The sequence below is a fragment of the Pseudomonas sp. p99-361 genome (assembly GCF_003935475.1).
In the GTDB taxonomy this organism is placed as follows: Bacteria; Pseudomonadota; Gammaproteobacteria; order Pseudomonadales; family Pseudomonadaceae; genus Aquipseudomonas; species Aquipseudomonas juntendi.
This window is the reverse complement of record NZ_RHQO01000010.1, coordinates 56,384-74,334: the sequence shown is the minus strand read 5'-3', so window position 1 is coordinate 74,334 and position 17,951 is coordinate 56,384. Positions and strand designations below refer to the sequence as shown.

Below are 17,951 nucleotides of genomic sequence, written 5' to 3'. Positions count from 1 at the left end.
ACGCCTTCAAAACTGCACATCCAGGATCACACTGTCGGTATAGCTGGCCGCGGGCGGCGTGGCCTGGTCGGTGTAGACCTTGGCGTTGTAGTTGAACACCTGGCTGCCGGTGCCGGTACCGGCACCGGGGTTCACATCCGCATCAGTGCTCGCGCGGCGTGCCGCACCGACCGCGCCCCACCGCACCGTACCGGCACCTTTGAAAATGTCGTATGCCAGGTAATTGCTGGTGGTAGATTTCATGCGCCGCCTGCCATTGGCCACGTTCTGCCCGTCGTCCAGGCCAACCGTGTAGTTGCTGCCCTTGGTGCACGACACACTCAGGCTCTGGCTGACCGTGGCGAACCCTGCCACCACCGGGGCACTGCCGAAGTTGATGTTGGGCGTGGTGATCTGGCAATCGTTGGTCACTGTCAGGCTCACGGTCAGGGTCTTGCTGCCTGAACCGACGTCGCGCCCAAGGCAGGCGCCGAGCAAGCCAATGCCCGAACAGTAGTCCCAGCTCCAGGCAATGGTCAGGGTTTCCTGGTACAGGCCAGCGGCAACATTGCTGCCCACCTGGGTGCGCATGTACAGCGGCACCGATTTGGGGGTGGTGCCGCCGAGCAAACCCAACAGGTCGAGAATGCCGGTACGGGCGAAGTCATAGGCCACGCCGCGGGCAATCGGGTAATTGGTGGTGTTGTCGCCGTACACCGTGTAAGGAATCACATCCCCCGTCGGGCCTACCAGGCCGCTGCTGGGCGACGTGATAGTGAGATAGAAATGGTCGCTGTTGCTCAGCACGCTCAGCAGCGACCCTGTGCACTGCAACCCCGAGTTCAGGGTCGAGGCGTTCTGTGCCGTGGTGCGCACCTGCGTGGAATTGAGGCTGCCGAACGCGGCCGGCAGGGTCGCCACCGATGAGCACAACCCCCAGGCGGCCCCCATGGGCAACCACAGCAAGCTTGCCAGCAGGCCCCGCTGCCAGGCCGTCATCGGCACACCAACGGCCCAAGCAACGGGATCGAACCTTGCGCTTCGGGGAAGTCGAACTCGACCTGGCAGCGCCCGCCCCCCTCCAGCGCGACCTGCAGGCGGTTGCGTGGCGACAGGTTCTCCAGGTACACCAGCCCGTCCCAACCGACCACAGCCTGGCTGCCCGATTGCTCGTGGGTCACCCGGCTGCCCAGTTTCAGCGGCTGCTGGCTGGCATCAACCAGCTCGATGCTCGCCGCCAGTACCCGTTTCAGCGGGAACTCCAGCAGGTAGCCACTGCCGCGGCGCACGGCCACACGCTGCTCCACATTCGGCGCCAGCACATCGGGCGGCAGGTCCATGGGGTCGATCTCGTACTTGCCGCGGTAGTAACCACTGCTGTACGGCACCAGCAGGTGGCCGCCGGCGTCGGTACGGCCGACCTCCTGGTTTTCATAGCGCACCGGTACATCGGCATAGCCGTCGGTACTGACCACGACGAAAGCGTCGTCGATCCGGTTGGCGGCGAACAGCCCATCCATCCATACCAGCGAACCACTGGCATCGGCCCAGCGGGTCGTTGCGCCGCTGCTGCCATATACGCCGGCCTGTAGCTGTACCGACTGCAAGCGCCAGGTCACATCGGCCTGGCGATAGGCATCGCGCTCGCTACCCTGGGCATAGCCGAGGTTATAGCCCACGCCGCTGCCTACCGGCACGGCGCGCCCGTAATTGACCCGCTGCAGGGTTTCACCGGTGTTGCTGCGTTCCAGGCCTAGCGCCAGCGTGCCATGGGTGTCGAACGGAATCACCAGTTGCGCCTGCACGGCCCACTGCCCGCCAGCGATTTCGCGGTTGGCCGACAGGTACACACTGCTGCTGCCTGACAACGGCCTGCTGTAGCTCAGGTTGATCAGCCGGGTACGCGTGCCGTCTGCAGCGCGCACGTCAAAGTAGCCGGCACCGACGTTGCCGTACCTGTCAAGGTTGAGGCTGAGGCTGACCTGCTCGCTGCGAGTGCTTGCCTGTATGTCCGGGGTGTCGACCCGGCTCAGGTCGGCATAGTCGGCACGCCGTTGCAGGCGCTGGTAGCTGAAACCGAAGCGCTGGCTGTTGTATTGGTAACCCAGCGCGACCTGCTGCCCCTGATCGCCGTCGAAACGGCTCTGCGCGAGCGCGGCATTGAGCACACCGAAGTTGCCCAGCCGCAGGTTGCCACCCAGGCCACCCAGCATCAGCGAGGCAGCGGTTTCAAGGTGGGTTTCCACGGTGAACGTGTCGCTTACCCCATGGCGCAGGCTGGCGCTGGCCGCCCCCGCGCCGTAGGCAAAGTCCCTCACACCGTAGTCACGCCTAAGGCTCCCGGCCGCTATCGAATAGTCTGACAGGCCTTTTTGCAACAGGCTGCTGGTGACGTAGAACGGCAAGGTGGTGGAAACCTGCCGGCCCAGGGCGTCGGTGGTGACCACCACCGCTTCGCCGGCACCGTTGATGAACGGCACGTTGGTCAGCGTGTAGGGGCCTGGCTGCAATTCGTTGGAACTGGCCTTGTAGCCGTTGATGAACAGGTCGAGCGAGGTCGGTACCGCGGCTTCGCCGGCAAAGGCCGGCAAGGGGTAAGTGACCAGGTCCGGCCGCGCGGCGAAGTCGCGCGACAGTTGCACGCCGCCCACCCGTACCGAACGGGTCCAGGGCAGTGCCCCGGTAACGAAATCGCCGGCCTCGTAGGTCAACAGGCGCTGCTCGTCGGTGAAGCGCCAGGTGGTGTCGTAGCGCAGAAAGCCCCGCCTTGCCGGGTCGGCCTGCGCGCCATTGAACGATTGGCGCCATTGCCCGGTGCTGGCGAAGGTGCCCCAGCCGTCGAACACGCGCAGTTCGTTCCAGGCCGCCAGGTAGGTGCCGCCGTCATCGGTGTCGTTCAGGTACAGGTCGTAGTTGAACAACGCGCCGAAGCTGCTCCGCGCATCGCTAGGCGGGTACAGGTTACGATCGCCGACCTGTTGCTCGGGCAACCAGGCCGGCGGCACTTGCAGCAACAGCCGCAGGTTCCGGCTGTCGTAATCGGCGTGCAGCCCGCTCACCGCGTCCAGGGCGATCTCGCCCTGGGGGTCGCCGGGCAGTGTCACACCCGCCGCACGCAACACGGCGCTGTCCAGGTACAACTGGCCGGCCCGCTGCTGCACCGGCACCAGCTCAGCCTTGGGCATGCGGTTCACCATCAGGTCGAGGAACAGCGTGGCGTCGGCAATGGCGGACAGCTCCGTGGGCGGCGGCGGCAGGTCGTCGGCCAGCGCCAGCGCTGGGCCAAGCACGGCCAACTGCAGGCACCCGCGGCGCAACCTCAGCGCTAGCCATTTCACACACGGTATCCAACCATTGCCGGGTCCTCCTTGGCCCCTGCGCTGCATTCTGGTGCTGGTTCACTGCCCCTGGGGTATGGTGCCGGCCGTGGCCTGGCCGTTGACCCGGCCTTGCAGCACACTGCCTGTATTCGGCGCCACGGGTGCCGGCCAACGCATACTCGCGCCCGGCAGCACATAGCCCAGCAAACCTTCGACCAGCGCCTTGCGCTGGCCGCCCTGCTGCAGCACCACGTCGGTCAGCCGTGCATGCACCGGGCCGGTATTGCGCAGCTCCACATAAGGCTTGCCCTCCACCGTGACAGGCCGCCAGCTCAACTGGGGCTTGCCCACGCTGGCGGTGGCGCGCCCGCCCTCGGGGTCCGCCTTGCCCCACAGCCCTTCGCCGTAGACGAACAGCGGTACGGAATAGCGCATCTGCAGCCGAATGGCGGCCGTGGTGCCGGGGCCGGCCTTGTCGAGCGGGATGGCCGGCGGAATTTCGTCGATGATGATGCGATAGGCCTTTTCCTGGCCGGCAGGTGAAGGGCCGGTGCGGGTCAGGCGGATCAATTGCTTCTGCCCAGGAGGAATATTGGCCACCGGCGGGCTGCCGATGATCTCGCGCTGGGCCTGGAACTGCTCCTGGTAACGCCCTTGGTGCCAGGCAAACACCCGCACCTGCAAGTTGGCAGCCTCGGTACCGCGGTTTTCCAGCCACAGTGCGCCGGCCTTCTGGTCGGCCTCCAGCACCGGGTCAATCGGCCAGATCAACACCGAGGTGGCTGCACCAGCCGGCAAGCTTGCCAACCACCACAACCCGATCAGCCCTCGCGCCCACTTCGCGCCTACTGCCATCAAGCTCTCCTTAGCACTGGTCATTGGCGCCGCTGGCGTTCACCAGGTCACCATCACTTGCACAACATCGGTATAAGTCCCTGCCGGCAGCTTGCCGGTCAGCTGAACCCGCCCATACACCGGCAGCTTGATCGCCGTGGCGTCGCTGTAGCTCACGGTGGCGCTCTGCCCTATGCCCAACGGCTGGCTGTAGGCGGCATCCCGGTACAACTGGTAGGCCAGGACCTGGCTGCCGCTGGTGTTCTTCAGATGGCGCGTGCCGCTGGTACTGTTCTGGCCACCGCCCAGGCTCATGCTCACCGCCACACCCGGGGTGCACTGGAAGGTCACCGTGGTGCCGCCCAGCGAGGTACTGAGCACGCTGGTGGACAACGCCGACTGGGTGCCATAGTTCAGCACCCCATACTGGCTGACACCGCCCACCACCAGGCAACCGGCAGCGACCTGCGCCGCGACCGTGAAGGTGCTGGTAGTGGCCGCATCCAGTGGCGCCGCCAGTAGCGCACCAAGGCCAGCCAGGCCCACCGTCAGCCAATGGCGCATGGCTCAGAACGACAACTCGACGGCTACCGTGTCGGTGTACACCCCAGCTGGCAACCCGGCCTTGCCACGCGCCTGGCCGTACAGGTTGACGGTTTGCGCCACACCGGTACTGGTTGGCAGGGTGATGGTGCCATCGATGGCCAACACGGTGGTGCGCCCGGAGTCGGTATAGAAGTCGTAGGGCACGAAATTCCCCGCGCCATCAGCCAGTGCACGGGTGCCGCCGGTCGATTGACCATCATGCGACCCTGCACGCACGCGAATCGCCGGCACCGTGCCCGCTGAGCACAGAATGCTCAGCGCGCCACCGCTACCCAGCACCTGTGCGTTGGCCGTGGTGAACAAGGCATCCTGGGTGCCGAAATCCAGCGAGCCGAAGTTCAACCCCGAGGTGCCTGAACTGCCATTCACCTGGCAGGCCGCCGTCAAGGTCAGCGTCGAGTTGATGGTCCCGGTCACCGTGGCGGCCTGGGCCTGCGTGGCCAGGGCCAAACCCAGGCCGGCGAGGATGCAGCATGAAAGGTTCGTTCGCATCGGAGTCTCCTTGCGTGGTTACCAGTCCAGGGTCACCCGGAGGGTGTCGCGGTACAGCCCGGCTGGCAGCGCACGCGGTTGCGCCACCACCACGCCGTAGATGGGGATCGGTATCTGTTGCGTGCTGCTGATGACGAAGGCCCGTGCCTGGCCGATGCCGTAACGGCTGTTACCGCCCGGGTCCACTGCCAGCTGATAGGGAATCAGCTGGCTGCCGTTGCTGAGGCGACGAATGCCGTCGTCGCCATGCATGCCACCATTGATGCGCACGTTGAATGCACGCACTTCGGGGGTGCAACTGATTTGCAGGCTGCCCTCGCCGCCCGCTTCATCCACCCGGCTACGCAGCGGCTGGTCCCAGTTCGGGCCCCGCTCGCCGAAGTCCAGCAAGCCCGGGTTGGCCAGGGTCGCCGGTTGCGCTTCGTTGCTGCTGATCTGGCAGGCGGCGCTGATCACCAGCCGCGCCTGAATGAAGCCAGTGGCGCTGCCATGCGCTGCACCGCCTGGTACCAGTAAAGGCCCCAGGGTCAACAGCAGGATCGAGGTGCGGTTCATGGCTGCGCGTCCTTGTGCATGGCAGCATCCTCACCAAGTGACCGTGACTTTCAACAGGTCGGCGTACAGGCCGGCTTTCGGCACCCAGGCCAGCGTGTCGATTCGCGCATACAGCGGCAACTCGGCCGAGCCGCTATCGGGCACCCGGGCCGCCTGCGCAACGTTCACTGGCAGTGGCTCGCGCCAGGCCGCGTCGCGATAGAGCCGATAAGGAATAGGCCGGCCCGGGGCGTCGTCGCTGGCCAGGAAACGCACGTCGCCAGTGCCGCCGTGCTGGCCGCCGTCGACCTGTACTTGATAAGGCGTGTCGGGGTTGCACTCTAGGCGCGGCGGGCGCTGGCTCAGCAACACCCCGGCCAGCGGTGCCGCCGGGCCATCCAGCCGCGGCGCAGCACCCAGGTCGATTCGCCCAGCAGCCTGCGCGCCCGCGTCGCGGGCCTGGGTGACCAGCATGCAGCCGCGCTGCACCAGCACCCGCACCTCCACCAGGAATTCTGCCGCTGCCCCAGCGTTGCTCAGTAACAGGCCAAACAACCCGGCCAGTAAGCGCTCCTTCACCTTGTTGTCCTTATCGCTCTATGCTCAATTGAGCCTAGCAGCGAGGCACGGCGCCAAAAGCTGCAACCGACCGTTTTTTGGTATTAGCAACAAAGCGATAGCGTTCGATGAAAAAAAACCTGCAAGGGGCAGAACCCATCGTGACTCACAGACCTCAAATGGCCAGAAGCCGGCGAATGGGCCGATATTCTGATAAGGTGTACCTCCATCATCCTGCCTCAAACTCGTGCGGCAAGCATGGACCGACAAGACAGGAGCTTTCAATTGATGACTGCAGATAGCACGCTCGCCCAAGCCGTGGAGCGTTGCGCTCAGGAACCGATCCAGGTGCCCGGCAGCGTCCAGCCCCACGGTTTCCTGGTGGTCGTCGACGAAGCCGACTTGCGGGTACTCCAGGCCAGTGAAAACGTCGAACAGTGGCTGGGCAAGCCGGCCAGGGAGCTTATCGGTTGCCATTTCGCCGAGCTGGTCAGTGGCGAGTTCGACTTGCGCATGCACCTTTCGCGGTTACCCGAAGACGAAGTATTCCCCTTTCACATTGGTGATGTGCACCTGTGCGAAGGGGCACCGCACACCGCCGCCTTGCACCTGCTGGCCCACCGTCACGATCAGGTGCTGATCGCTGAACTCGAACCACCGCGGCTGCCGTCCGACCTCACCGGGCAAGGCGATTACTACCCGCTGGTGCGCAACTTCGTCAGCACCCTGCACCTGGCCGGCAGCCTTGAAGAGCTGCTGCAGCAAACGGTGGTTCAACTCAAGCGCATCACCGGTTTTGGCCGGGTCAAGGCTTACCGCTTCGATGCAGAAGGCAATGGCCAGGTTCTGGCAGAGGTCGCCGACCCGGGCTACCCCAGCTACCTGGGGTTGTGCTTTCCGGCCTCGGACATCCCGCGCCAGGCGCGCGAACTGTACCGGGTCAACCGTATCCGCGTGATCGAAGACGCCAACTATCAGCCCTCGCCGCTGCTGCCGGCAGCCAACCCGCGTACCGGCAAGGCGCTGGACATGAGCTTTGCGACACTGCGCAGCGTTTCACCGGTGCACCTGCAATACATGCGCAACATGGGTACCCTGGCGTCGATGTCCCTGTCGATCGTGGCCGATGGGGAGTTGTGGGGGCTGATTTCTTGCCACCATCAGCAACCCAGGCCTGTAGATTTGCGTACGCGCACCGCCTGCGAGCTACTGGCCAGCGTGCTGTCGTTGCAGGTCGAATCCCGCGAGTCACATGCCAGCACCAGCAAGGTCCTGGAACTGCGCCAGCACATTGTCCGCATGATTTCGTCCATGGCCGACCATGACAGCGTCAGCGATGGCCTGCGCGACGTGCCCGACGTCCTGTTGGCCTTTGCCGACGCCCAGGGCGCCGCGGTGATCTCGGCAGAGCGCTGCGACCTGTTCGGCCAGACGCCACCCACCGCCCAGGTCACGGCGCTGGTGCACTGGCTGAGCCAACGTGGCAACGAACATGTATTTTGCACCGACAACGTGCGCCGCGACATCGACGAGTTGCCCGAGCTGGCAGACCATGCCGGTGGCGTGCTGGCCGTTGCGATTTCGCAGATCCATTCGCACTACCTACTGTGGTTCCGCCCCGAACAGGTACGCACGGTGAATTGGGCAGGCCAGCCGACCAAGCAGGTGGGGCCACAGGGCAACCTCGACCCGCGGCACAGTTTCGAGCGCTGGCAGGAGCGACTGCATGGCTACTGCGCACCTTGGGAGCCACTGGTGGTCGAGGGCGTGCAGGATCTGCGCACGGCGGTGCTGGGCATTGTGCTGCGCAAGGCCGAGGAGTTGGCACAGCTGGCCGGTGAACTGCGCCGCTCGAACAAGGAACTCGAGGCGTTTTCGTACAGCGTTTCCCACGACCTGCGCGCGCCGCTGCGGCACATTGCCGGCTATACCGAGCTGCTCGGCGAAATCGAGGGCGCAGGGTTGAGCGAGCGTGGCCAGCGCTTCCTGCAGCACATCGGTGAAGCCGCCAATTTCGCCGGCAGCCTGGTGGACAACCTGCTCAACTTCTCGCAAATGGGCCGCTCTGCCCTGCGCATGTCCGATGTCGACCTGAACGCCCTGGTCGAGGCTATCCGCAGCGAACTGGCGCCCGATTACCAAGGCCGCGAGATCATCTGGGACATTGCGCCACTGCCGAAGGTGATCGGGGACCCGGCATTCATCAACCTGGCATTGCACAACTTGATCGCCAATGCCATCAAGTACACCCGCGGTCGTGAGCCCGCGCGCATTTCGATCAGCGCCGAGCAGCACCCGGAAGAAACCGAAATCTGTATCCGCGATAACGGCGTGGGCTTCGACATGGCCTACGCCAACAAGCTTTTCGGGGTATTCCAGCGCCTGCACCGCATGGAAGAGTTCGAAGGCACAGGGATTGGCCTGGCAAGCGTGCGCCGTATCATCGAGCGCCATGATGGCCGTGTCTGGGCCGAGGGCCAGATCGACCATGGCGCCAGTTTCCACTTTTCTCTACCGCGCCAACCCGCGACTACCCGAGGCACCTGAACAATCATGCTCAAACCCATCCTGCTGGTCGAAGACAATCCACGAGACCTGGAGCTGACGCTTTTGGCTCTGGAGCGTAGCCAGTTGGCCAACGAGGTCATCGTCCTGCGCGACGGTGCCGAGGCGCTGGACTACCTGTTGCGCCGCAACGCCTATGCCGATCGTGATGACGGCAACCCTGCTGTAATGCTGCTGGACCTGAAGCTACCCAAAGTCGACGGCCTGGAGGTGCTCAAGGAAGTGCGCGCCACTGCCGAGCTACGTAGCATCCCCACGGTCATGCTGACCTCGTCCCGCGAAGAGCCCGACCTGCTGCGCGCCTACGAGCTAGGGGTCAACGCGTATGTGGTCAAACCCGTGGAATTCAAGGAATTCGTCGCCGCCATTTCCGACCTGGGCATCTTCTGGGCCGTACTGAATGAACCACCACCTGGCTCGCTGCGGCTGAACCGTCGCGGTAGCAATTGAGGCCGCCGCAACGATGCCGCAAACGCCGTTGAAACTACTGATGGTCGAAGACAGCTCGATGGACGCCGAGCTGACCTTGATGCGCCTGGAGCGCAGCGGGCTGCATGTGCAATCGCATCTGGTATTCGACCATACGGGGGTCGAGCATGCCCTGAAGCAGGACCACTACGATCTGATCCTTTGCGACTGCGTGCTGCCGGGCTCGTCCGGCACCGAGGTGCTGGCCATCGCCCAGCGCCTGGCTGCCGACACCCCGTTCATATTTCTATCCGGGATCTACGGCGAAGAGCACGCCGTGGAAATGATCCGCCTGGGTGCTACCGACTATGTGCTGAAGAAGAACCTGCAGCTACTGCCCAAGGCGGTACGCCGGGCAATGACCGAAGTGCAGGAGCGCCAGCGCCGGCGCCGCGCCGAGGAGGCGCTGGTCGATGTCGAAGCGCGGGCGCGCATCGCCATCGACGCCGCGGGCATGGGCACCTGGGACCTGCGCCCGCAAGATGGCCTGTTGATATGCGACGAGCGCTGCAAGACCCTGTTCGGTCTGCCCGCCAGCGCCGACATGACCATGCAGGTATTCTACGACGGCATCTACCCAGACGACCTGGCGCTGGTGCGCGATGCCGTCGAATACGCCATGCTGCCCGAAAGTGGTGGCCAGTACCGGGTGGAATTTCGCACTGCCCAACCCAGTGGCCAGGAGCCGCGCTGGTTGCTCAGCAGTGGCCAGAGCCAGTTCGTGAACGGTCAGTGCGTGCGCTTTTCCGGCGTGCTGCAAGACATCAACACCCAGCGCCTGGCCACCCAGGCACTGCGCCAGCTCAACGAAATGCTGGGCGAGCGGGTCGAGCGCCGCACCCGTGAACGCGACCGCGCCTGGGAGCTGTCACAGGATCTGCTGGCAGTGCTGAACAAGGACCTGACCCCGGTGGCGCTGAACCCCGCCTGGGAAGCCAGCCTGGGCTTTTCCCGCGAGCGCCTGAGCCAGTCGTCGCTGTTGCACCTGTTGCCCGACAGCGATCAGGAACTGCTGTTGACCGAACTGGCCGCGCTCGCGCACGGCCGTACCAGCGTGCGTTTCGTTGGCCGCATCCTTCACGCCAGTGGCCAGCAACGCTGGCTGTCGTGGGTCGTGGTGCCCGAAGACACCCTGCTTTACGTGGTCGCCCGGGACATCACCAGCGAGCGCGAAACCGCGCTGGGCCTGGCCGAAGCCAATGCTCGCCTGCGCGAGCAGATCGATGAGCGCGAGCGCATCGAGGCCGCCTTGCAGCAGATGCAACGCCTGGAAGCGGTCGGCCAGCTGACTGCCGGCGTGGCGCACGACTTCAACAACCTGCTGACCGTGATCCTCACCGGTGCCAGTTTCCTTGACCGCGACCTGACCCGGGGCGACCTGGACAAAGCCCGGTCGCGCCTCAAGCATGTTCGCGAAGCGGGTGAGCGCGGTGCCAAGTTGACCTCGCAATTGCTCGCCTTCTCCCGTCGCCAGCGCCTGGAACCGGTACCGCTGAACCTCAACCGTACCCTGGCAGGCCTTGAGGAACTGTTACGCCGCACCTTGGGCGGCAATATCTCGGTGCGCTTGGACCTGGACCCAAGCCTGTGGCAGGCGCTGACCGACCCGACCCAGACTGAAATGATCATTCTCAACCTGGCCATCAATGCCCGCGATGCCATGCCCGATGGCGGCCAGTTGATCCTGGCGACCCACAACACCTGCATCGACACCCCCCCACAGCGCCCGGAAGACCCGGAGCGGGGCGAATACGTGATGCTGAGCATTCGCGACACCGGGTGCGGCATGAGCGAAGAGGTGGTGGCCAAGGTGTTCGAGCCGTTCTTTACCACCAAGGATATCGGCAAGGGTTCAGGGCTTGGGCTGGCCCAGGTCTTTGGTTTCGCCAAACAGTCCGGTGGTGGTGTGCGCATCGACACCAAGCCAGGGCGTGGTACCGAGGTGGCGGTATACCTGCCAGCAGTGAAAGACCGCGCGGTCAGTGAACCGGCAGCTGCCGTGCTCAGCCTTTCGATCAACGATAGCGGCCGTAACCGGACCGTACTGCTGGTGGACGATGACCATCTGGTACGTGACATGCTCGGCGATGTACTGCGCCAGTACGGCTACCAGGTGCGCCAGGCGCACAGCGGCGAACAGGCACTGGCGTTGCTGGATGACGAGATTGACTTGCTGCTGACCGATTTCGCCATGCCGGAATTCAACGGAGGGCAACTGGCATTGGCGGCCCGCGAGCGGCGCCCGCACCTGCCGGTGGTGTTTCTTACTGGCTATGCGGAGTTGCAAGGGTTGGAATTGCCGGGCAGCCTGGTGATGCAGAAACCGGTGCAAGCCGATGAACTGGCGCGGGTGCTCAACGAGATGCTGGGCGGCCTGGCAGTGCGCCAGGGCTGACCAATGGCTGGGCCGCTTTGCGGCCCTGGGCCAACGCAACGCTGCGGCCACAGTGGGTGTGGCATTTCGCACGCGCAGAAACGACAAAACCCGACGCTCATCAGAATAAGCACCGGGCAAGTTACGTTTGGAACTGGGAAATGGCAGGGGCGGCTGGATTCGAACCAACGCATGGCAGGATCAAAACCTGCTGCCTTACCGCTTGGCGACGCCCCTGTATCGGATGCAGCGTGAGCTGCTCTGACAATTCCAAGTGAGTGACAACTGCGTGTTGTCTTGGAATGCGCGGCACTTTAACAACAAAGTTTCGATCTGTGAACCCCCTGATGAAAAAAAATTGTCAAAAAACAGCGGCTTAGTCATTTCTGCCGCCGCCGCCTACCATCCGTCGTTTTCTTCTCGCTTCGCTTCAACACATTCGCGTTCCTCCCTTCAAATCAGATAACCCATCTGCATTGACCAAGGAGGAACCCATGCCTGTCTCTCACGACCTTTACCAGGACCTGCACTACCCACGCGAGATCGTTCAACAACGTCGCCAGGCCGACAAGGCACTGGATCGCTTGTTGGATGAGTACGTCGATATCGACAACCAGGTACTGGCCGCCGAGGCCATCTCGGCAGGCAATTTCGTCGACGAGGACCTGCGCCACCTGAAAGAGCGCCGCCTGGCGGTGAAGTACATGATCGAGCGCCAGCTGGAACGCAAGGCATAGCCCAGCGGCAGCCGTGGCGGCGACACCTATCGCGAGAAGTGATGATTGCCGCGCAATTTCTCTATTGGTCAAAATCGCCGCCCTCGGGCAAGCTGCACACTGCCCCGTCAATGCCCAAGGAGCTGTGCTTTTGCCTGCCTGGATCCCTACCCCGCTGCGCCAACTTGGCCAACGCCTGCGCGGCGCTGCCGCGCATCAGAGCGAACTGCTCGCCTGGTTCGAAGACAAGGCGCACAGCCGCGGTTATCAGCTCAGCGATGGCCAACGCCGGGTGATCGACTGCATGGCCAGGCAATTGGCACAATTGGAGCAAGGCCAGCCGCGTAGCCTGTACCTGTACGGCTCGGTCGGCCGGGGCAAAAGCTGGTTGCTCGACGGCTTCTATCAGGCCGTACCGGTCCAAGCCAAGAAGCGCCTGCACTTTCATGATTTTTTTGCCCGCCTGCACCAAGGCATGCATCGCCACCGGGCGCTGGACGACGCACTGGGCGCGACCCTGGACGAGCTGATAGGCGATTGCCGGGTGCTGTGTTTCGATGAATTCCATGTACATGACATTGGCGATGCCATGCTGCTCACCCGGCTGTTCAATGCCTTGTTCAGCCGCGGGGTGTTTTTGCTGGTGACGTCCAACTACGCGCCTGAGGGGCTGCTGCCCAACCCCCTGTACCATGAGCGTTTCCTGCCGGTGATCCGCCTGATCAACAGCTCGATGGAGGTCCTGGAAGTCGGTGGCGATACCGACTTTCGCAGCCTGCCGGCCAACCGCGAGCAGCAGCGGTTCACCCAAGGGCATTATGTATGGCCCGGCACTGCCGCGCAGCGCCAGGCGTTGCACGTACCCGCGCCACAGCCCGTGCAGCTGGACGTGAACAAGCGCCCACTGCGGGCCCTTGCGGTGGAGGGCCGGCGCGTGGTGCTCGGCTTTGACGACCTGTGTGAAAAGGCCACGGCGGTGATCGACTACCTGGTGCTGGCCGAGCAGTACGACGAATGGGTCATCGATGGGCTGGATGACCTGGCGGACTGCTCCCTGGCGGCGCAACAACGGTTCGTCAACCTGGTGGATGTGCTGTACGACCAGGACAGACAGGTGACGGTGATCGGCAAACGACCACTGGAAGAAAGCCTGGGTGGGCCGCTTGCCGACCTGATGCGCACCCGCAGCCGCCTGGGGCAGCTGCAGGTGGTCGGGCCGCAGGGCTAAACCGCCCTGGGCAAGTCAGCCAGCAGCGCCTCGATCTCTCCCAGCACTGCCGGGTCGTCCAAGGTCGAAGGCGGGACGTAATCCTGCCCATCTGCAATCTTGCGCAACACCGCCCGCAGGATCTTCCCGGACCGGGTCTTGGGCAGGCGCTTCACCAGCCGCACCCGGTTGAAGCACGCCAACGGGCCTATTTCCTCGCGCACGCAGCGCACCAGGTCGACCAGCAACTGCGCCTCGGTAATGCCCTCGCCGTCCTTGAGCACCACCAGCGCCAACGGCACCTGGCCCTTTATTTCGTCATGCACGCCAATCACCGCGCACTCGGCCACTGCCGGGTGGCGCGCCACCAGGTCTTCCATTTCCCCCGTGGAAAGCCGATGCCCGGACACGTTGATCACATCATCGGTGCGCCCCATGATGTAAACGAAGCCATCATCGTCCAGGTAGCCGCCATCGCCCGTGTGGTAGTAGCCAGGGTAGCTGTGCAGATAGGCCTGCAGGTAACGTGCGTGGTCGCCCCACAGCGTCTGGCTGCAACCGGGCGGCAATGGCAGGGCGATCACGATCGAGCCCTGCTGGTGGGGGCCCAGCAGGCGCCCTTCGTCGTCCAGCACACGCACGTGATAGCCGGGCACGGCGCGGTTGCTCGAACCCGGCCGTGCCGCGCTGCCCTCCAGCCCCACGCAGGGCGCAGTGACTGGCCAGCCGGTCTCGGTCTGCCACCAATGGTCGTGCACAGGCTTGCCACTCACCTGCTCCAGCCATTGATGGGTGCTCGAGTCGAGCTTTTCACCCGCCAGGAACACATGGCGCAGCGAGCTGAGGTCATGGTTGCGCACCCGCTCGCCCTGCGGGTCCTCCTTGCGAATGGCACGCATGGCCGTGGGCGCACAGAACAGCGCATTGACCCGATACTGCTCGACCACCCGCCAGTAGGCAGCGGCGTCTGGCGTGCGAATCGGCTTGCCCTCGTAGAATATCGTGGTGCAGCCGCTCATCAACGGCCCGTAGACGATCAGCGAGTGCCCCACCACCCAGCCCACATCGGAAATGCCCCACCACACATCACCGGCTTGCATGCCATAGATATGGCGCATGGCGTAACACAGTGCCACTGCGTTGCCGCCGTTTTCGCGGACGATGCCCTTGGGTTTGCCCGTGGTGCCCGAGGTGTACATGATGTACAGCGGGTCACCGGCATCCAGCGCCACCGGCTCAACCGGCTTGGCAGTCTGCACCGCCACCTGCCAATCCAGGTCGCGCCCTGGCAGCAGATCGGCCTTCACCTGCGGCCGCTGCAGCACCAGTACCGAGCGCGGCTGATGCCTGGCCAGTTGCAGCGCACGGTCGACCAGTGGCTTGTAGGGGATCACCTTGTCAAACTCCAGCCCGCAGGAAGCCGTCAGCAGCAGCGCCGGCCGCGCGTCATCGATGCGCAGGGCCAGCTCGTTGGCGGCGAAGCCACCGAACACCACCGAGTGCACCGCACCAATCCGCGCACAGGCCAGCATGGCCATGGCCGCCTGCGGCACCATGGGCATGTAGATGATCACGCCGTCGCCTTTGTTAACGCCCAGCTCGCGCAGCAAGCCGGCCAGGCGCGCCACCTCGTCGCGTAACTGCAGGTAGGTGTAGGTTTGCTGCACGCCAGTCACCGGCGAATCGTAGATCAGCGCCAATTGCTCGCCGCGGCCCTGCTCGATCTGGTGATCGAGGGCCAGGTAGCAGCTATTGAGCCGGCCATCGGCGAACCAGCGGTGGGTGCCATCGGCGTTCTCTTGCAAGACCTGGGCAGGTTTTTGATACCAGGCCAGGTGAGCGGCCTGTTCCGCCCAGAAAGCGGCAGGGTCGGAGATGGACTGGGCGTAGCTGTGCTGGTAGCTCATATCGAAAGGAACCCGATTTTGTTGTTATTGAAGGGCGAACCTGAAGTATGGCCTGCACCGCCCGCCTCGCCAGGCGACTAAAGTCACAACCGACCTGCAAATTTGCATAACGCGCCAATGCGCCCTATTTCGGTGCAAAACCCCTAGAATAGGCCCCCCTCAAGCCACCGAGCAGCCCATGGATATCGAACAGGCCCGTACCTTTCTGGAGATCGTGCGTTGCGGCAGCCTGGTCGCTGCCGCCGAGCGCCTGTTCGTTTCGCAAACGGCGATCACCGCCCGGGTGCAGCGCCTTGAACAGCAGCTGGGTTGCCAGTTGTTCGTGCGCAGCCGCAGTGGCGCCAGCTTGACCTGCGATGGCGAAGCTTTCGTCAGTTATGCCAACCAGCTGGTGCAGACCTGGGAGGCGGCGCGCCGTGACCTGCCGCTGCCCGAGGGCTGCCAGCAGGTGCTGCATGTAGGCGGTGAAGTGAGCCTGGGCAACCCGATGATGCTCGATTGGGTCAGCGCCCTGCATCGCGAACTGCCCAGCCACGCAATCCGCAGCGAGGTCAGCGACGGCGAGGCGCTGCTGCGCAAGGTCGAGATGGGCCTGCTGGACGCTGCGCTGGTCTACCAGCCAACCTATGGCCCGGGTTTGCAGGTCGAGCAGTTGATGGAAGAAAAGCTGATCCGCGTGCGCCGGGTCGATCGGCCAGAGCCGTATATCTACATCGACTGGGGCCAGGCCTTCCGTCGCCAGCATGACGCGGCCTTGCCCGACTGCGCGCGCCCGGCGCTGAGCTTCAACCTCGGCCCACTGGCGCTGCAGTTCATTCTCGACCAAGGCGGTAGCGGCTACTTCCGCACACGGGTAGTTCAAGCCTACCTCGACAGCGGGGTTTTCGAGCGAGTCCCGCACGCGCCGGAATTCACCTACCCAACCTATCTGGTCTACCCGCGCAAACGCGACAGCGAAGCCCTGCAACAGGCGTTCAGCGTGCTGCGCCGGCTGGTGGCCGCCGGCGCAAGCGACTGGTCACAACGCTGGGACCCTGTTCTCTGAAACCTGTTGGGCCTTGCTGAGCAACTGGCGCTTGAGGCCGGCGATCAGGTCGGTCTGGGTGATCACCCCCACCAGGCGGCCATCGTCGAGCACCGGCAGGCAATGCAGGCCTTGTTCGCACAGCAGCGGCAGCAGGCGCTCCAGCGGGTGCTGGCTGCTGACGCTGACCACTGGCTGCATCATCACCTGGGCCAAGCGCACGGGCGGGCGGCCGAACAGTCCGCGCCAGGTGAAGCGGCCACGTTGCATGGCCGGGCCAACCAGATCGCTGAGGCTGACAATGCCCACCAGTTTGCCGTGCTGCAGCACCGGCAGTGTTTTCAGATGATGGCTGGCCAGCATGGCCCAGGCCTGCTCCAGCGTCGTGTCGGGGCTGGCGAATTGCACATCGCGAGACATCACCGACGCCGCAGTGATGCCGCCCAGGCTGCGCTGCAAGGCATGCTGCTCGGTGGCCAGGATAATGCGCTCCAGTTCATCACGGGTGACGTCCACGAACTCGCCCAGCTCTTCGAGGGCATGGTCCAGGTCTTCGCCGCGCACGCCAACGCGCTCGGTAGGCAGCGGGTCATGGGTATGGTGCAGGTCCTTGCGGATTACCGCGCCTTTGGGGTATCGCACACCCGTCAGGCGGTTGTAGAGCACTGCCACCGTTACCAGGATCAGTGCATTGAGCAACACCGGTTGCAACAGGTGGTCGCCCAGGGCGCTCAGGCCCGGGTCGGCCAGTACCGCACTCACGGCCACCCCGCCACCCGGGGGGTGCAGGCAGCGCAGCAGGCACATGACCAGGATCGAGATCCCCAGCGCCACGGCGGCCACCCACAACTCGGGGCCGAACCCCTGGCGCATGGCCAGGCCAACAGCGCCTGCCAGGGCGTAACTGCCCAGCACTGGCCAAGGCTGGGCCAACGGGCCGGAGTGCACCGCGAACACCAGCACCGCCGACGCGGCCAACGGGCCGAGCAAGTGCAGAGCAATGCCCGGGCCGTAGGCCATGCTGGTCAGCCAGCCGGCGAGGAACAAGCCAAGCAGTGCGCCAATACCGGCACGCAACCATTCCTTGGGGGGGATATTCAGGGCGGGCGGCAATAGCCGCAGCAGACGACTTTCGGAACGCGAGGCAGGCATTTGAACTATCGGGGTCGTGTTTTTTTCGGTTTGAAAAGAAAGCCCAGGGCAGCTGCCTGGGCCTGGTATTGCGCAGGCAATATCACAAGGGGCTCCGTCCGTGGAGAGATGGAAACCACGCGGTTTCGTGAAGGCATTGTGCCGAGCGCGGCACGAATGGGCCAATTCAAAAAAATGCGCCTGTACTGCAATTTTTTTGCAGTGCCTATCGGCAA

Annotated in this window: 15 protein-coding genes and 1 tRNA gene; 6 read left to right on the top strand and 10 right to left on the bottom strand. The window is 64.2% G+C overall.

The features are described 5' to 3' along the window. Positions 1–6: 6 nt before the first annotated feature. From EGJ22_RS06990 to EGJ22_RS06960, 7 genes are read right to left on the bottom strand one after another with little or no spacing between them, the layout of a single operon-like run. The gene (locus EGJ22_RS06990; protein WP_029886964.1) at positions 7–978 is read right to left on the bottom strand and encodes a spore coat U domain-containing protein; all 972 of its coding nucleotides are present in this window, start codon (positions 976–978) and stop codon (positions 7–9) included. Beyond that, positions 975–3,365: a fimbria/pilus outer membrane usher protein gene (locus EGJ22_RS06985; protein ID WP_259367479.1), complete on the bottom strand. Its 2,391-nt coding sequence runs from the start codon at positions 3,363–3,365 to the stop codon at positions 975–977. The genes EGJ22_RS06990 and EGJ22_RS06985 overlap by 4 nt, the downstream gene beginning before the upstream one ends. Positions 3,366–3,377: 12 nt before the next feature. After that, a complete protein-coding gene (locus EGJ22_RS06980; protein ID WP_029886962.1) occupies positions 3,378–4,154 on the bottom strand; it encodes a molecular chaperone in 777 nt (258 codons plus the stop codon). A 39-nt stretch (positions 4,155–4,193) separates the two neighbouring features. Beyond that, a complete protein-coding gene (locus EGJ22_RS06975) occupies positions 4,194–4,697 on the bottom strand; it encodes a spore coat U domain-containing protein (RefSeq protein WP_029886961.1) in 504 nt (167 codons plus the stop codon). 3 nt (positions 4,698–4,700) lie between these two features. Continuing rightward, on the bottom strand, positions 4,701–5,231 hold the full coding sequence (locus EGJ22_RS06970; RefSeq protein WP_009685920.1) for a spore coat U domain-containing protein: 531 nt from the start codon (positions 5,229–5,231) through the stop codon (positions 4,701–4,703). A gap of 18 nt (positions 5,232–5,249) precedes the next feature. After that, positions 5,250–5,786 (bottom strand): spore coat U domain-containing protein, encoded by a 537-nt coding sequence (locus EGJ22_RS06965; RefSeq protein ID WP_029886960.1) that lies wholly within the window; start codon positions 5,784–5,786, stop codon positions 5,250–5,252. A gap of 30 nt (positions 5,787–5,816) precedes the next feature. Next, positions 5,817–6,344, bottom strand: coding sequence for a spore coat U domain-containing protein (locus EGJ22_RS06960; RefSeq protein ID WP_009685923.1), 528 nt, complete (start codon positions 6,342–6,344; stop codon positions 5,817–5,819). A gap of 267 nt (positions 6,345–6,611) precedes the next feature. Here EGJ22_RS06960 and EGJ22_RS06955 point away from each other — a divergent pair, with 267 nt between their 5' ends. From EGJ22_RS06955 to EGJ22_RS06945, 3 genes are read left to right on the top strand one after another with little or no spacing between them, the layout of a single operon-like run. Next, entirely contained in the window at positions 6,612–8,870 is a 2,259-nt protein-coding gene (locus EGJ22_RS06955; RefSeq protein WP_029886959.1) for an ATP-binding protein, read from the top strand. A gap of 6 nt (positions 8,871–8,876) precedes the next feature. Continuing rightward, on the top strand, positions 8,877–9,338 hold the full coding sequence (locus EGJ22_RS06950; protein WP_009685925.1) for a response regulator: 462 nt from the start codon (positions 8,877–8,879) through the stop codon (positions 9,336–9,338). A 13-nt stretch (positions 9,339–9,351) separates the two neighbouring features. Then, positions 9,352–11,751, top strand: a complete 2,400-nt coding sequence (locus EGJ22_RS06945) for a response regulator (protein ID WP_064314465.1) — start codon at positions 9,352–9,354, stop codon at positions 11,749–11,751. Positions 11,752–11,892: 141 nt separating this feature from the next. Here EGJ22_RS06945 and EGJ22_RS06940 read toward each other — a convergent pair. Continuing rightward, positions 11,893–11,967: transfer RNA gene (locus tag EGJ22_RS06940), tRNA-Gln, on the bottom strand. A 257-nt stretch (positions 11,968–12,224) separates the two neighbouring features. Between EGJ22_RS06940 and EGJ22_RS06935 the strand changes: the two genes are divergently transcribed. Together EGJ22_RS06935 and zapE are read left to right on the top strand one after the other, a co-directional pair. Then, complete coding sequence (locus EGJ22_RS06935; RefSeq protein ID WP_009685928.1) at positions 12,225–12,467, top strand: DUF465 domain-containing protein; 243 nt, start codon at positions 12,225–12,227, stop codon at positions 12,465–12,467. Positions 12,468–12,597: 130 nt separating this feature from the next. Further along, positions 12,598–13,674 carry a cell division protein ZapE gene (gene zapE / locus EGJ22_RS06930; protein WP_029886957.1) on the top strand — a complete coding sequence of 359 codons (1,077 nt, stop codon included), beginning with the start codon at positions 12,598–12,600 and terminating at the stop codon, positions 13,672–13,674. On the opposite strand, the gene EGJ22_RS06925 is transcribed toward zapE, so the two are convergent. After that, complete coding sequence (locus tag EGJ22_RS06925) at positions 13,671–15,560, bottom strand: propionyl-CoA synthetase (protein ID WP_029886956.1); 1,890 nt, start codon at positions 15,558–15,560, stop codon at positions 13,671–13,673. The genes zapE and EGJ22_RS06925 overlap by 4 nt on opposite strands. A 178-nt stretch (positions 15,561–15,738) precedes the next feature. Between EGJ22_RS06925 and EGJ22_RS06920 the strand changes: the two genes are divergently transcribed. Beyond that, positions 15,739–16,605: a LysR family transcriptional regulator gene (locus EGJ22_RS06920; RefSeq protein WP_009685932.1), complete on the top strand. Its 867-nt coding sequence runs from the start codon at positions 15,739–15,741 to the stop codon at positions 16,603–16,605. Here the strand turns inward: EGJ22_RS06920 and EGJ22_RS06915 are convergent. After that, positions 16,579–17,736: an HPP family protein gene (locus EGJ22_RS06915; protein ID WP_029886955.1), complete on the bottom strand. Its 1,158-nt coding sequence runs from the start codon at positions 17,734–17,736 to the stop codon at positions 16,579–16,581. The two genes, EGJ22_RS06920 and EGJ22_RS06915, sit on opposite strands and share 27 nt — an antisense overlap. Positions 17,737–17,951: the final 215 nt, after the last annotated feature.